The 14,900-nt window shown below is 63.6% G+C and carries 13 protein-coding genes; 7 read left to right on the plus strand and 6 right to left on the minus strand.

Annotated elements, in window-relative coordinates:
- The first annotated feature begins 20 nt into the window (after positions 1–20).
- Together RX328_RS04780 and RX328_RS04785 are read left to right on the plus strand one after the other, a co-directional pair.
- The gene (locus RX328_RS04780; RefSeq protein WP_213248412.1) at positions 21–278 is read left to right on the plus strand and encodes a hypothetical protein; all 258 of its coding nucleotides are present in this window, start codon (positions 21–23) and stop codon (positions 276–278) included.
- 333 nt (positions 279–611) lie between these two features.
- A complete protein-coding gene (locus RX328_RS04785; RefSeq protein WP_213248411.1) occupies positions 612–2,147 on the plus strand; it encodes a L,D-transpeptidase in 1,536 nt (511 codons plus the stop codon).
- 129 nt (positions 2,148–2,276) lie between these two features.
- On the opposite strand, the gene RX328_RS04790 is transcribed toward RX328_RS04785, so the two are convergent.
- Together RX328_RS04790 and RX328_RS04795 are read right to left on the minus strand one after the other, a co-directional pair.
- Complete coding sequence (locus RX328_RS04790; protein ID WP_213248410.1) at positions 2,277–5,153, minus strand: EAL domain-containing protein; 2,877 nt, start codon at positions 5,151–5,153, stop codon at positions 2,277–2,279.
- 121 nt (positions 5,154–5,274) lie between these two features.
- Positions 5,275–6,273 (minus strand): NAD(P)H-quinone oxidoreductase, encoded by a 999-nt coding sequence (locus RX328_RS04795; protein WP_213248409.1) that lies wholly within the window; start codon positions 6,271–6,273, stop codon positions 5,275–5,277.
- 120 nt (positions 6,274–6,393) lie between these two features.
- Here RX328_RS04795 and RX328_RS04800 point away from each other — a divergent pair, with 120 nt between their 5' ends.
- Together RX328_RS04800 and RX328_RS04805 are read left to right on the plus strand one after the other, a co-directional pair.
- Positions 6,394–6,585 (plus strand): DUF1192 domain-containing protein, encoded by a 192-nt coding sequence (locus RX328_RS04800; protein WP_213248408.1) that lies wholly within the window; start codon positions 6,394–6,396, stop codon positions 6,583–6,585.
- A gap of 644 nt (positions 6,586–7,229) precedes the next feature.
- Positions 7,230–7,742: a DUF1465 family protein gene (locus RX328_RS04805; protein ID WP_065747422.1), complete on the plus strand. Its 513-nt coding sequence runs from the start codon at positions 7,230–7,232 to the stop codon at positions 7,740–7,742.
- 229 nt (positions 7,743–7,971) lie between these two features.
- Here RX328_RS04805 and rpmE read toward each other — a convergent pair whose 3' ends face one another.
- Positions 7,972–8,199: a 50S ribosomal protein L31 gene (rpmE, locus tag RX328_RS04810; RefSeq protein WP_057833964.1), complete on the minus strand. Its 228-nt coding sequence runs from the start codon at positions 8,197–8,199 to the stop codon at positions 7,972–7,974.
- Positions 8,200–8,380: 181 nt separating this feature from the next.
- Here rpmE and RX328_RS04815 point away from each other — a divergent pair, with 181 nt between their 5' ends.
- Together RX328_RS04815 and RX328_RS04820 are read left to right on the plus strand one after the other, a co-directional pair.
- Entirely contained in the window at positions 8,381–10,234 is a 1,854-nt protein-coding gene (locus tag RX328_RS04815) for an ABC transporter ATP-binding protein/permease (RefSeq protein WP_213248407.1), read from the plus strand.
- Between the two features lie 79 nt (positions 10,235–10,313).
- The gene (locus RX328_RS04820; RefSeq protein ID WP_213248406.1) at positions 10,314–10,514 is read left to right on the plus strand and encodes a hypothetical protein; all 201 of its coding nucleotides are present in this window, start codon (positions 10,314–10,316) and stop codon (positions 10,512–10,514) included.
- A 136-nt stretch (positions 10,515–10,650) separates the two neighbouring features.
- Here RX328_RS04820 and RX328_RS04825 read toward each other — a convergent pair whose 3' ends face one another.
- The 3 genes from RX328_RS04825 to RX328_RS04835 form a co-directional block, all read right to left on the minus strand.
- Positions 10,651–11,094, minus strand: coding sequence for a GNAT family N-acetyltransferase (locus tag RX328_RS04825; protein ID WP_213248404.1), 444 nt, complete (start codon positions 11,092–11,094; stop codon positions 10,651–10,653).
- A complete protein-coding gene (locus RX328_RS04830; RefSeq protein ID WP_213248402.1) occupies positions 11,094–12,119 on the minus strand; it encodes a peptidoglycan -binding protein in 1,026 nt (341 codons plus the stop codon). The genes RX328_RS04825 and RX328_RS04830 overlap by 1 nt, the downstream gene beginning before the upstream one ends.
- A gap of 180 nt (positions 12,120–12,299) precedes the next feature.
- Positions 12,300–13,295, minus strand: coding sequence for a flagellar motor protein MotA (locus tag RX328_RS04835; RefSeq protein WP_213248400.1), 996 nt, complete (start codon positions 13,293–13,295; stop codon positions 12,300–12,302).
- Positions 13,296–13,685: 390 nt separating this feature from the next.
- On the opposite strand from RX328_RS04835, the gene RX328_RS04840 reads away from it, so the two are divergent.
- On the plus strand, positions 13,686–14,711 hold the full coding sequence (locus RX328_RS04840) for an SAM-dependent methyltransferase (RefSeq protein ID WP_213248398.1): 1,026 nt from the start codon (positions 13,686–13,688) through the stop codon (positions 14,709–14,711).
- The last annotated feature ends 189 nt before the right edge of the window (positions 14,712–14,900 follow it).

Genomic DNA, 14,900 nt, shown 5'->3' on the forward strand with positions numbered 1-14,900 from the left:
ATTCGCTCAAGAGGACACGCGTGAACGTTTACGACCCGCTGCGGGACTATCTGAAGGCGCAGAAGCGCACCGAATTCGTGCTGAGCTTCGAACGGATTGAGGAGATCATCGACGCCGCGCTGCCGCGTGCCGCGCAGCGCGCGTCATGGTGGGAGACGTTGCGGAGCCCGCAGGAGAGAATGCCGCAGCGCGAAGCCTGCCTGGAAGCCGGCTACATCGCAACGCGGCAGGCGGATGGGAAGAGCGTGAAGTTCAAGAAGATGCCGGTGAGGAAATAGCTGCGCCGTTCAACCTGCATCGTGCCGCGGTTCCTCGAACCACGCGGGCGGTGAATCCCCAAAATTTACAGGCCCAGCACACCGCCACTTTGGTGCGCCTTGCGGACTCAATGTGGAAAATTGCGCGGGGTCCACAAAGTGCCAATTTCAACTGCCAGCCACCCTTCCTGCTACGCGGGCTGTCGTGTATGAGAGAATTGCCAACGGGACGTGCCGATAGTCCCAGGAGCGAATTGGCGGCGCGGATGGTGGCGGCGGTTGGTTAAACCCAAAAGTAGCGATCTGGCACTTGATGGACGCAAGCGCGGACAGGCATTTCAACCGGGGCGTGGCATGGTGAATCGAGTTACGACGGCGCGATCCACCGTGGCGATGCGGCGCTGGGGTGCTCCCGCCATTGTGACGCTCGTGGTAATGGCGGCGCTGACCGTCGACGCCACGGCGAGACAGGCGCGCCCCAAGGCCCCAACCGAGGCGACGGCGCCGCGCGATGCAGGCGAGCCGATCATGGCGATCGTGTCGATCAAGACCCAGCAGGTCACCATCTACGACGCCGACGGCTGGATCCTGCGCGCGCCGGTTTCAACCGGCACCACGGGACGCGAGACGCCCGCCGGCGTGTTCGCCATCCTCGAGAAGAACAAGGATCACCGCTCGAGCCTCTATGACGATGCCGAGATGCCGAACATGCAGCGCATCACCTGGAACGGCATCGCGCTGCATGGCGGGCCGCTGCCCGGATATGCGGCCTCGCACGGCTGCGTGCGGATGCCCTTTGGCTTTGCCGAGAAGTTGTTCGACAGGACGCGGATCGGGATGCGGGTAATCGTCTCGCCTGATAATGCCGAGCCGGTCGAGTTCTCCCACCCGGCGCTATTCGTGCCGAGCCCGGAGGCCATTGCAGCTGCACCGACGCGCGCCGAGACGCTCGCCCGCGAGGCCGCGGAGGCCGCCAGGACGGCCGACGAGACGAAGAAGGCCGCCGCGATGGCGGCGCGCGAGACAGCATCGTTCACGGCGTCGCTGCGCAAGCTGAAGGGGCTCAAGACCCGCGCCGACGCTGAGCTCGCCTACGCCGACAAGGTGCTCGCCGTCGCCAAGACGGACGAGGCCAAGACGCGGGCCGAGGACTTTAGGCAAAAGGCCGCCGCGAAGGCCGCGGAACTGGGAACACAGCTCGACACTGCCAATGCCGACGCAAAATCCAAGCTCGACGCCGCGGCAACCGCAAAGGACGCCGCCAAGGCGGCCGGGATTAGGAAGGCCGACATCGCCAAGGCGGCGAGCGAGGCGAAGCTCGCGCTCGAGCCGGTCTCGATCTACATCAGCCGCGCGACGCAGAAGCTTTACGTGCGGCGCCCTACGCATAAGCCGGCACCTGACGGCGGCGGGATCGTGTTCGATGCGACGATTGAGGTTCCTGTCACGATCCGCAATCCCGAAAGACCGATCGGCACGCATGTGTTCACGGCGGTGGCGCGCAACGGGGCGGCCCTGCGCTGGACCGCGGTCACCATCGACAACGGCGACAACGCCAAGGCCGCGCTCGACCGCATCACCATCCCGCAGGAGGTGCTCGATCGCATCGCGCCGACCGCATTGCCACGATCCTCGATCGTCGTCTCGGACGAGCCGCTGAGCAGCGAGACCAACTATCGCACAGAGTTCGTCGCGGTGCTGAGCACCGAGCCGCAGGGCGGCTTCGTGACGCGCCGGCCTACGGCCGATGTCCGCATTGCGAGCGACGACTTCCAGGGCGACGACGGTTTCGGTTTCTTCAATTTCCCGCGCGATCCGGCTCCCCAAACCGGCAACACGCGCCGGCGCGGCGGCCAGTACTATCGTCCGATGCAACCGGGCTGGTGGTAAGACGCGGCACGCCGCGCGCAGGGAAGGTGGGGCCGCCCATGGCCAGAGGGCGTTGTTGTTGCAAAGGCAATGGCTCCATCGCCGTACAGACAAGCCACGGCGTATGGGGCGCCGCCTTCGCCGGGCCGCTTAGCTCGCCGCTTCCAGCCGTTCTTCGGTCAATAGCCGCATCGCGGCGTCGGCATCCATCGGCTCGCCGAAGGCAAACCCTTGCGCGTATTCGCAGCCCAACTGATAGAGCTCGACCGCATCCGAATCCGTCTCCGCGCCTTCCGCCACCACGTCCATGCCGAGGTCGTGCGCGAGCGCAATGATCGATTTGAGGATCACCGGGCGGGTGCCGCGGCTGGTGGTGCGCACGAAGGACTGGTCGATCTTGATAGTGTCGAAGGGAAAGCGCTGCAGGTAGGCTAGCGAGGAATGGCCAGTGCCGAAATCGTCGAGCGACAGTCCGGTGCCGAGTTCGCGAATGCGTGCCAGCATCTGTGCGGCATGCTCCGGATTCTCCATCACGAGCGATTCCGTCAGCTCAAGCTTAAGCGTGCCGCGCGCCACCGATGAGCGCGACAGCACGGTGCGGATATCGTGGATCAAGTCATGGCGCAGCAACTGCCGCGAGGAAACGTTGACGGAGGCGAAGATCGGTTCGCGCGAGCGCATCGCGCGCTGCCACACCGAAAGCTGCCGCGCCGTCTGGTCCAGCACGAACATGCCGAGATCGACGATCAGGCCGATCTCCTCGGCAATCGTGATGAATTCCGACGGCGACATCCGGCCGAGCTTGGGATGATCCCAGCGCGCCAGCGCCTCGAAGCCGGCGATCGAGCGATCTTCCAGCCGCACGATCGGCTGGTAGAGGATGCTGATTTCCTGCCGCTCGATGGCCCGGCGCAATTCGCTTTCCAGCGTTAGGCGGTCGGTCTTTCGCGCGCGCATCGCCGGCTTGTAGACGTCGATGCGGTCGCCGCCGATCCGCTTGGAATGATACATCGCAAGCTCGGCGTCCTTGATAATCTCGTCGGACAATTGCGCCTGAGGATCCGATAGCGCGAGCCCGATCGAAGCGGTCAGGAAGATCTCGCGGTCGTTGAAGGCGATCGGCGCGCGGATGGTCTTGCGGATGGTTTCGGCGAAGGCGGTGATGCGCGCCGGGTCCTGCTCCGATATCAGGATCAGGCCGAACTGGTCGCCGGCCAGCCGCGCCAGCGTATCCTGCGGTTTCAGGATACGCGTCAGCCTCCGCGCCAGCGTCAGCAGGATGGAGTCGCCGACCGCAATGCCGACGGAATCGTTGACCTGCTTGAAGCGATCGAGGTCGATCACCATCAGCGTCGGCCGCAGATTCGGCATGCTCTTGGCGAAATTCGCCACCGCGCCGAGGCGATCCATGAACAGTTTGCGGTTGGGCAGGCCGGTGAGGTTGTCATGCACGGAGTCGTGCAGCATGCGCTCTTCGGCGTTCTTGATTTCGGTGACGTCGGTCAGCGTCCCAACCACGCGCGAGACTTCACCGTCGGAGCCGACCACCGGACGCGCCTTCAGCGCGAACCACATGAAGTGGCCATCAGGCGTGCGCAGGCGGAAATCCTGCACCAGCCGGCCGCGGCGCTGGTCGAGCACGCTATCCAGCGCGGCGCGGAAGCGGTCCTGGTCGAGCGGGTGCAGCACCTCCAGCCATTTTGCGGCCGGTCCTTCCAGGGTGCCGCGCTTCAGTCCGAGCAGGCTTTCGGTCTCCGGGCTGGTGAACACTTTGTCGGCGGAAACGTCCCAGTCCCAGATCAGGTCGCCGGAGCCGGTCAGCGCCAGCGCGCGGCGCTCGATGTCGGAGACGATGCCGGTAGTCGCGCCGCCGCCGGCGAACGCGTGCTGCATCACCGTAAATCCGATCAGCATCACGATCAGCACGAGGCCGCCGAGCAGCGCCGGACCCACGATGTCGTTGGTGACGCTTCCCGCCACCGTCATGCCGGCCGCGATCACCCAGACCACCAGAAGGAACCAGGTCGGGATCAACAACACCGCGCGGTCGAAGCCATGCGTCGAGAGATAGACGATCAGCGCGAAGCCGGCGAAGGCGATCAGCACCAGCGAGATGCGCGCGATGCCGGAAGCGACTGCAGGATCGAACAGCGCCAGCGCCACCAGCGAGCCGAGGAAGGCCAGCCAGCCGACAGTGATGTGGGAATAACGCACATGCCAGCGGCTCAAGTTGAGATAGGCGAACAGGAACACCAGCAGCGTCGCCGCGAGGATCGCTTCGCCGGCCGCGCGCCAGACGCGCTCGGCGTTGTTCGACATGTCGAGCACCTTGCCCCAAAAGCCGAAATCGACGCCGATATAGACCAGCACCGCCCAGGCCAGCGCGGCGGCGGCGGGGAACATGATGCTGCCCTTGACCACGAACAGGATCGTCAGCACCAGCGCCAGCAGGCCCGAGATGCCGATCACGATGCCCTGGTAGAGCGTGAACGAGTTGACCTTGTCCTTGTAGGCGTCGGGTTCCCAGAGATAGAGCTGCGGCAGTTTGTCGGTGCGGAGCTCTGCCACGAATGTGATGACGGCGCCGGGGTCGAGCGTGATGCGGAAGATGTCGGCGGTTGCGCTTTCCTGGCGCTCGGGGCGATCGCCGGTCGAGGGCGTGATCGTTGCGATGCGCGACAGGCCGAGGTCGGGCCACAACAGGCCGGATGATACGATGCGATAGTGTGGCGCGACGATCAGGCGGTCGAGCTGGTCGTCGGTATTGTTGGCCAGCGCGAACACCACCCAGTTCTGTCCGCCTTCGCGGGCGCGGACCTCGATGCGGCGGACGATGCCGTCGGTTCCCGGCGCGGTCGAAACCTGGATGCGGTCGGTTTCGCTGCGCTGGCGGTCGAGCACTGCGGTGAGATCGATGGCAGGCGCGTCGCTGCGGACGCTGACCGCGTCAATGGCGTGCGCCGCCGGCGCGGCCGCAACAATCATGAGGCCCAGCGCAAGCAGCGCAAGGCACCTGATCAGACGCAATGTGAGTACTCCGCGACCAACGACCCTCCCGGCCCAGCGAACGGGTCGGCGTTGCCAGCGATAAATGACATGAAAGCGAAGCAAATCAAAGGGTTTCCACCCGCGCTTCGCTCGCGATCGGCTAGACTGCCAACACAATTTTGCCAATATGTGCTGACGTCTCCATCCGCCGGTGCGCGTCAGCCGCTTTTTCCAGCGGGAATGAGCTGTCCATCAGCGGTTTTACACGTCCTTCGCGCAACAGCGGCATCACCTTGGCCTCGATCGCGGCGACCATCGCTGCCTTATCCGCATTAGTACGGGGGCGCAGCGTGGAGCCGGTATGGGTCAGTCGCTTCACCATCACCTTGGCAATGTTGACGGTAACCTTGGCCCCGTTGAGCGTCGCGATCTGCACGATACGGCCGTCGACCGCGGCAGCGTCATAGTTGCGATCGACATAGTCGCCGGCGACCATGTCAAGGATTAGGTCGGCGCCGACATTGTTGGTCTCCGCCTTGACCACGGTGACGAAGTCCTCGGTCTTGTAATTGATCGCGCGGTCGGCGCCGAGCTTGAGGCATGCGTCGGCCTTGTCTTGCGAGCCGACGGTCACGATCACTTTGGAGCCGAACGCTTTCGCAAGCTGGATCGCCATGGTGCCGATGCCGGACGAGCCGCCGTGGATCAGAAGTGTTTCGCCGGGCTTGAGCCCGCCGCGCTCGAACACATTGTGCCAGACGGTCATCAGCGTTTCCGGGATCGCGCCGGCTTCCTGGATCGACAGCGACGGCGGCACCGCCATCGCCTGCGCGTCTTGCGCAATGCAATATTGGGCGTAGCCACCGCCCGCGACCAGCGACATCACCTTGTCGCCGAGCTTGTGCTTTTTGGCGCCTTCGCCGAGCGCCACCACTTCGCCCGCGATTTCAAGGCCGGGCAGGTCGCTGGCGCCGGGCGGCGGCGGGTAAGCGCCGGAGCGCTGCGCAACGTCGGGGCGGTTGACACCCGCCGCCATCACCTTGACCAGGATTTCGCCTGGGCCGGGCGTTGGAACGCTGCGGGTTTCGGGCAGCAACACCTCGGGGCCGCCGGGCTTGCTGATGCCGATGACGGTCATTTGCGCGGGCAGCTTTTCCATGATTTGTCCTTGCGAAAGGCTGAGGATTGAGGGCGGCCCCTGATTAGCCAGCCCGGCTGCGGCTGGCAACCGCGTGAAGGGACGGCCAGACCTGAAGGGAATGCCGAAAGGAGGAAATGCATGGCCATCGAAGACGACGACAAGCCGCGGAAGAAAATCAGCCATGAGATCGGCCAGGACCTGTCGCTGCTGTCGGTCGAGGAACTGACGGAGCGGATTGCGCTCTTGAATTCGGAAATCGCGCGGCTGCAAGAGGCCGTCACCAAAAAGCGCGCGTCAAAGGATGCCGCGAACAGTATTTTCAAGTCGTAGAATTCAAGCCGCGACCTCCTCTCGCCGTCGTCCCGGACAAGTGAGCGCAGCGAACGCGATCCGCGACCCATGCGCCACAGCCCGGCTTGTGGCAGGCCGCTGGCCGACTTTCCCTCAATTTCATCCGCCGGTGGCTTTGGGTCCCAGCGCGCGCGCTGGCATGTAGCCCGGATGGAGCCAACGGGTCGCGCGAATGCGCGCCCGATGACAGGCTCCGCGCAATCCGGGAACGCTCGATCTGGTTGCGCTGGCCCCGGATTTCGCTGCGCTCCATCCGGGCTACAATCGCTCGCAAGCAGGTCAATCACAAACTCGGCCAATGGCCGACATGGCAAACAATCCCTAAAGAAATTCGTTCGTTTACGGTCCGTTAAGCTTTCTCGATTATGACTGGCATCGTCCTCGTTTGGACACCGAGTGGCTCCTGTCCACTCTGTTTGACGCCTCCCTGTTATCAACTTCAAAAGCCGCCGGAAACGGCGGCTCTTTTTTGTGCTCACCGCGGCTATTTTGTGCCCCCACGAGCTGGAAACCATAAATCCGGTTGCCGCTGGACTCTCGACGTCGCCCGAGCAATGATTTGTTCATCATAAGCCGGTGGTTCACAGCCGGTTGGGGCAAATAGTGGCGTGAGGGCGTTAACCATGGCGGACCGTTCGCAAAGCGAATCCGCGCTCGTTCTGTTCAGCGAGCGGCTGACTAATTCGGCGGCGTTCGGAACTCTCTTCCGGGAAGGCATGGATCTCGTCGAGGAAACCGCCGCCTATCTCGACGGCGACGGCCGCACCGAAGCCAAGGCGCTCGAACGTTCCGTCAGCCTTACTTACGCAACCGAAAGCATGCGCCTGACCACCCGCCTGATGCAGCTTGCGTCGTGGCTGTTGCTGCATCGCGCAGTCAAGGAAGGCGAGATGACGCTGACCCAGGCCAATCGGGAAAAGACCAAGGTCAAGCTCACGGCCGCCGATCCCGGGCCGGAGGACATGATCGAGAAGCTCCCGCAGCAATTGCAGGATCTGATTGCGCGATCGATGAGCCTGCAGACGCGGGTCCGTCGGCTCGACATCTCGATCCACGCCGCGCCCGCGGAACGTGCGCCGATCGGCAATCCGCTGGTGCCGCAGCTCAACAGGTTGAAAGCGGCGTTCGAGCAGTAAGCCCCGCAAACTCTCTCCGCCGTCATTGCGAGCCAACGGGTCGCGCGATGCGCGCCCGATGACAGGCTCCGCGAAGCAATCCATCTCTCAGCGCATGTGGAGCGATGGATTGCTTCGTCGCTTTGCTCCTCGCAAATGACGAGGATAGGCCGCAGCGCCAAAACAAAAACGCCCCGGGCTACCCGGGGCGTTTCGCATTCTGAACCCAAGAAAGCAGGACCGGACGGCCTCAGTCCTTCTTGAGGAAACCCGAAAACTTCTTCTGGAAGCGCGACACTCGGCCGCCGCGGTCGAGGATCTGCTGCGAGCCGCCGGTCCAGGCCGGATGCGATTTGGGGTCGATATCGAGGTTCAGCTTGTCGCCTTCCTTGCCCCAGGTGGAGCGGGTCTGGTACTCTGTCCCGTCGGTCATCACGACCGTAATCGTATGATAATTCGGGTGAATTTCGGCTTTCATGGCATATCCTTCGGCGCGCCGGCGCCCGTCTCAAAAAGTCAGGGGATACGGGATTTGGCGGCTCTATAGCTCAGGAAGCCTGTCAAAACAAGCTACGTATATGTCCTGATTGGGAATCTCCCGGATTTGCCAGAGGGGGCCGCGGAGGCCTATCTGGGGGCAGAAAAACGGGTCGGATTTCATGAGCGCAGTGGAACAGATTGAAGCCCCCCGCGGCACGCCGCCGCGCGACGCCCTGCTCGAGGAAGAGGCCTTCATCGAGAGCCAGTTGACGCAATCGCCTGCCAGGACCGGCGCCAGGCTTCGCCCGTTGCTGGCGCTCGCGCCCTATGTCGCGCGCTACCGCGGGCGCGCGGCGCTCGCCTTGATTTCGTTGACGATCGCGGCGATCACCACGCTGGTTGTGCCGATCGCGGTCAGGCGCATGATCGATTTCGGCTTCAGCCCGGAAGGCATCGCGCTGATCAACAGCTATTTCAGCGTCATGATCGCCATCGTCGCGGTACTGGCCGCGGCCAGCGCGTCCCGCTACTACCTCGTCATGACGATCGGCGAGCGTATCGTCGCCGATCTCAGGCGTGACGTGTTCGCGCATCTGGTCTCGCTGTCGCCGGCCTTCTTCGACTCCGCGCGTTCGGGCGAGTTGGTGTCGCGGCTCACCGCTGACACCACCCAGATCAAATCGGCGGTCGGCGCCTCGGTATCGATAGCGCTGCGCAACATGATGCTGTTCATCGGCGCCGCCACTATGATGGTGATCACGAGCCCGAAACTTTCAGGCTTCGTGCTGCTGGCGATCCCCGTGATCGTGATCCCGCTGGTCGCCTTCGGCCGCTGGGTGCGGCGGCTGTCGCGCAACGCGCAGGATACGCTGGCGGACGCCAGCGCGTATGCTTCCGAACTGGTCGGCGCGATCAGGACCGTGCAGGCCTGTACCAGCGAGCGGATGGCCACCGCCCGCTTCGGCGGCGAAGTCGAGCAGGCCTATGAGGCGGCGCGCAGCTCGACGCGGGCGCGCGCGGTGCTGACGCTGATCATCATCTTCATCGTGTTCTCCAGCGTGGTGGCGATCCTCTGGGTCGGTTCGCACGACGTGCTGACTGGCCAGATCACGCCGGGCCGGCTCGGCCAGTTTGTGCTGTATGCCGCGTTCGCCGCGGCCGGTCTCGGCCAGCTCAGCGAGGTCTGGGGCGAAGTCTCGGCCGCATCAGGCGCGGCGGAGCGGCTATTCGAGATCCTTCGGGTGAAATCGCAGATCACGGCGCCGTCGCAGCCCGTTGCGCTGCCGCAGCCTGCGCGCGGCGACGTCGGGTTCGAGAACGTCAGCTTTGCCTATCCGGCGCGGCCGGACGTGCTCGCGGTCGACAATGTTTCGCTATCGGTCAAGGCGGGCGAGAAGGTCGCGATCGTAGGTCCCTCGGGTGCAGGCAAGAGCACGCTTTTTCATCTTCTGCTGCGGTTCTACGATCCGGCCAAGGGCACGATCTCGCTCGACGGAGTGCCGATCAAATCGGCGGATCCGCTTGACGTCCGCTCGCGGATTGCGCTGGTGCCGCAGGACTCGGTGGTATTCGCGGCTTCCGCGCGCGAAAACATCCGCTTCGGCCGGCCCGATGCCACCGACGCTGAGGTCGAGCGCGCCGCCGATCTCGCGCACGCCACCGAATTCCTGCGCAAGCTGCCCGGCGGCTTCGAGGCGCAACTTGGCGAGCGCGGCGTGACGCTGTCGGGCGGCCAGCGCCAGCGCATCGCGATCGCCCGCGCGATCCTGCGTGACGCGCCGCTATTGCTGCTCGACGAAGCCACGTCAGCGCTCGATGCCGAAAGCGAGACGCTGGTGCAGACCGCGCTGGAAGAGCTGATGCGCCATCGCACCACGCTCGTGATTGCCCATCGTCTGGCGACGGTATTGTCTTGCGACCGCATCATGGTGATGGACCAGGGCAGGATCGTCGAACAGGGCACGCATGCCGAACTGGTCGCGGCGAACGGGCTGTACGCGCGATTGGCCCGGCTGCAGTTCAAGGGCGTGTAACAACCGCTGGAACCTAAAGTGTCGTCTCGCTGTTGCAACGCCGTGCTTTCTTGCCCGGCTGATTCAACAGGAGATAGTCATGCCCTTTCGCCGCAGTGGTTTTGCCCTGACGCCGCCCTCGGTCGCGATCTTCCTGATTTCGCTCATACTTGCGGTTTGCGCGCTGCTCGTTCGTTACGCCCATGTGTCGATACCGATCATCAGCCCATCGCGCGCGTTCGATGCGCTGGCCATTGCTTATGTGCTGCTGACGGCGGGAGTTTTGATCCGGGGCGTGTAGTTGTCGCCCACGCGAGTGTCGTCACCCGCGAAAGCGGGTGACCCAGTATTCCAGAGACACCAGCAACTGAACCGAGAAGCCGCGGCGTACTGGATACCCGCATGCGCGGTATGACACTGTCGGGCTGGGTGACGTGTTATGCTTTCCATTCCATCTTCAGCACCGGCCGCCCAGACGTCGGGTTCACATCCTCGCCGGCATGGACGAAGCCATTGCGCTCATAGAAGCGAATGGCGCGCGGGTTGTCCTTGTTGACGAGTAGCGTGACGCCCTTCGGAGAGATGCGCTTGGCCTCTTCAACCAACAGGTAGGCGACGCCGGAGCCCCAGTGCTCTGGCGCAACCACAAGCTGGTCGAGGTAGCCTTCGCGATCGACGGTGACAAAGCCGACCAGCGCGCCATCTTGTTCCGCGACCATAATCTCGGCCTTCGGTACGAGATCCCTGCGCCAGCGCCCGCGCCACCATTCCAGCCGTGAGGCGAAGTCGATATCAGGATAGGCCTCCTGCCAAGTGCGATGCCACAGCTCGATTGCGGCTGCTTCATCCTCTGCTCGATAGAAGCGAGTGTAATACGCCACTACCGTTCCGTCAGCTTCAGTTCGATGCGGCGGTTGCGCTTGTAGGCGTCTTCGTTGGCCGCTGAGTCGAGCGGCTGGAATTCGGCAAAACCGGCGGCGACCAGCCGCTGCGCGGGAACGCCGAGGAAAACCAGATATTGCACCACGGAGATGGCGCGCGCCGACGACAATTCCCAGTTCGACTTGAACAGGGGCGAGTTGATCGGCCGCATGTCGGTGTGGCCGTCGACCCGCAGCACCCAGCCGATCTCGCTCGGTATCTGCTTGTCGAGATCGATCAGCGCAGTGGCGAGCTTTTCGAGTTCGGAGCGGCCCTCGGGGAGCAGCACCGCCTGGCCGGTATCGAAGAACACTTCCGACTGGAATACGAAGCGGTCGCCGACGATGCGGATATCGGGACGATTGCCCAGAATGGCGCGCAGGCGGCCGAAGAATTCCGAACGGTAGCGCGACAGTTCCTGCACGCGTTGCGCCAGCGCGACGTTCAGGCGCTGGCCGAGATCGGCAATCCGTCCCTGCGATTCCTTGTCGCGCTTTTCGGAGGCTTCCAGCGCTTCCTCGAGCGCCGCAAGCTGGCGGCGCAGCGCGCTGATCTGCTGGTTCAGCACCTCGATCTGGGCGAGCGCGCGCGAGGTCACCGCCTTTTCGGATTCGAGCGCCTTATTGAGCTCATTGGCGCGGCCCTGGGCGTCGCCGGCACTGCTCGATCCCTCGTAGAGCCCCTTGAAGCGGTCGCGTTCGCCTTCCGCGGCGGCGAGGCCGGCGCGCAATTGCGCGAGCTGGTCGTCGAGCGTGATCTTGCCGAGCTTTTCCAGCGACAGCAGGTCGTTGAGCTGCGCGATCTTGGCGTTGAGTTGTTCGAGCGCCTTGTCCTTGCCGGTGACCTCCTGCGACAGGAAGAACTGCACCACCAAAAACACCGACAGCAGGAACACGATCGACAGCACCAGCGTCGACAGCGCGTCGACGAAGCCCGGCCAGTAGTTGAAACCGGATTCACTACGGCGGGCACGGGCGAGGGCCATTTTCAATTCTCCGACAATCTCGTGTCCCGGACGCGGTGCGGCGTGCAACGCCGCTCCGCAGAGCCGGGACCTACTCGCGATGGGTTCCGGCTCTGCGTCGCATCACCATAGCGTGTCGAAGACGCGCGTAAACGCGCTTATGGTGCTGCGCCGCGGCCGGGACACGAACATTCCACTTCTTCAGCTCTTCTCGGGCTGCCTGGCGATCCGCTCGAGGAGCTTCTTGATCTCGCGGTTTTGTTCGCCCTGGCCGTCGGCCCATTCGCGGATCATCTGCTGTTCGGTGCGCATATGCGCGACCAGGCCCTGGATCGCCTCAGCCAGATTGGCCATCGCCGCCGTGGTGTTGCGGCTGCCGCCGCTCTCTTCCACCACTGCGCGGATACGTTCCATCGCATGCTGCAGTTCACCGCCGATTCCGGAAGTGCCATCGCCATATTCGCGCACGGTGGAAGCCAGCCAGTCCTCAAGGTCGGTATAGAAGCGGTTCTGTGCCTGGCTCGACTGCAGGTCGAGAAAGCCCAGGATCAGGGAGCCCGCGAGGCCGAATAGCGAAGACGAGAACGAAATGCCCATGCCGCCGAGCGGCGCGGCCAACCCCTCCTTCAGGGTGTCGAATAGCGAACCGGCATCGCCGCCGACCTTCAAGCCGTCGATCACCTTGCCGACGGAACCGACGGTTTCGATCAGACCCCAGAAGGTGCCGAGCAGGCCGAGGAAGACCAGCAAGCCCGTCATGTACCGTGAAATATCGCGGGCTTCGTCCAGCCGGGTCGCGATCGAATCTAGCAAGTGCCGCATGGTCTGCTGCGATATCGTCATCCGCCCGGTACGTTCGCCGCCGAGGATGGCGGCCATCGGCGCCAGCAGGGTCGGGCGCCGGTCGATCGCGAGCCCCGGATCGGCGATGCGGAAACTGTTGACCCAGGCCACTTCCGGATAGAGCCGAACCACCTGCCGGAACGACAGGATGATGCCGATCAGGAGCACCCCGCCGATCAGCGCGTTAAGGCCCGGATTGGCAAAGAATGCGACGATGATCTGCTTATAGAGCACGATCGTGACCAGCGCGCATAGCACCAGGAACACCAGCATCCGCACCAGGAAAATCCGCGGTGAGGACAGTTTGCTCAGTTCGATCTCTATCTCGGAGCGGGAGGTGTGGCCTGAGGGCATTTGCGGGGTGTCATCCGTTACGAAAAGCCGCGCTGGCGGCCAATATGGCACAGCGGGCTGGAGAAAAAAGCGGGCAAGCCGCGATTTCGGGCCGACAATGTGGAACCTCTTCCCGAAACCCGGCTTTGACGTCAGCGTATTTTGGAACGGTTCGATGTCCAACCGGGATTCTTCATGACACTCTTATATCTATATCCCGCGGCGCGGGTGGCCATTGCCGCGTCTCTCCCCGTTCTGATGGCGGGCGCCTGGATGGTGCAGCAGCCGGTTGCGCACAAGCCCGTTCTCCCCGCGGCCGCCGCCGGCATTATCCGACCCGGAGGGTCGCGTTAGCCCATAGCGGCGGGCCGGCTTTTGAAAAGGATCGTGCCAAAAAGGGAGGGCGTGGACATGAGCTTCGTCTCCACGATCATGGGCACCGCGGAGCGGGTGTCGCTGCCCGACATCATTGTCCGGGCCGCCATCCACCAGCTCTGCTCACGCACCGCCGCGAAGCTCGCCACCGGAAATGCAGAAAGCGATGCCTGGCTCGCCGACGAAATGGCGGCACGGGCCATTGAATATGCCGACGCGCTCGATATCCAGCTTTACGAGGTGCCGGCCGCATTCTTTGCCCGCGTGCTCGGTCCTAACCGGAAATACTCCTGTTGCTTCTACCGCGAAGCGGCATCGACCCTGCAGGAGGCCGAGGAAGAGGCGCTACGCCAGACGGTGGAGCATGCCGATCTGGCCGACGGGCAGTCGATCCTCGAACTTGGCTGCGGCTGGGGTTCGCTGTCGCTGTGGGCGGCACGACAGTTCCCGCATTCGCAAGTTACAGCAGTCACCAACTCGAACGCGCAGCGCGAATATATTGAGGGCGAAGCCGCAAAGCGTGGGCTGGCCAATCTGCGCATTATCAGGTCAGACCTGAACCTGTTCGCACCGGAAGCGCGGTACGACCGCATCCTCGCGATCGAGATCTTCGAACATATGATGAACTGGCGCGAACTGATGATGCGTCTGTGCGGATGGCTGAAACCCGACGGCCGCTTCTTCCTGCAGATATTCACCCACCGCTCCGGGGCCCATCTGTTCGATCGTGCCGATGGCGAGGACTGGATTGCGCAGCATTTCTTCACCGGCGGCGTGATGCCGAGCCATCACCTGATCCGGCAATATGCCGATCTGTTCGAGGTCGAAAAGGAATGGCGCTGGAGCGGCATGCATTATCAGCGCACCGCGCAGGACTGGCTGGCGAATTTCGACCAACATCGCGACGAAATCGAGCACGTGCTCCGCAAAATCCATGGCGGCGAGACCGCGTTATGGATGCGGCGCTGGCGCTGGTTCCTGCTCGCCACCGCAGGCCTGTTCGGTTACGCCGGTGGCAGCGAGTGGGGCGTCAGCCATTACCGGCTCAAGGCGGCGGCTTAGCCCGGCGTTAATCGATTCGTGCCGGATGCCCCCCGCGCGGTCATCTGCTGCAATCTTATGCAGTGAAACAGCATGTTCCCGACCGTCTATTTCCGATCCAAGAGCAAAAAGCAGCGATGGAACCGGCTCACGATCAAGTGAGTCCGGAAAAATCGGCGGCAGTTCAGGGTGATAGGCGTCGTGTGACAT

Source organism: Bradyrhizobium sp. sBnM-33, assembly GCF_032917945.1.
GTDB lineage: Bacteria > Pseudomonadota > Alphaproteobacteria > Rhizobiales > Xanthobacteraceae > Bradyrhizobium.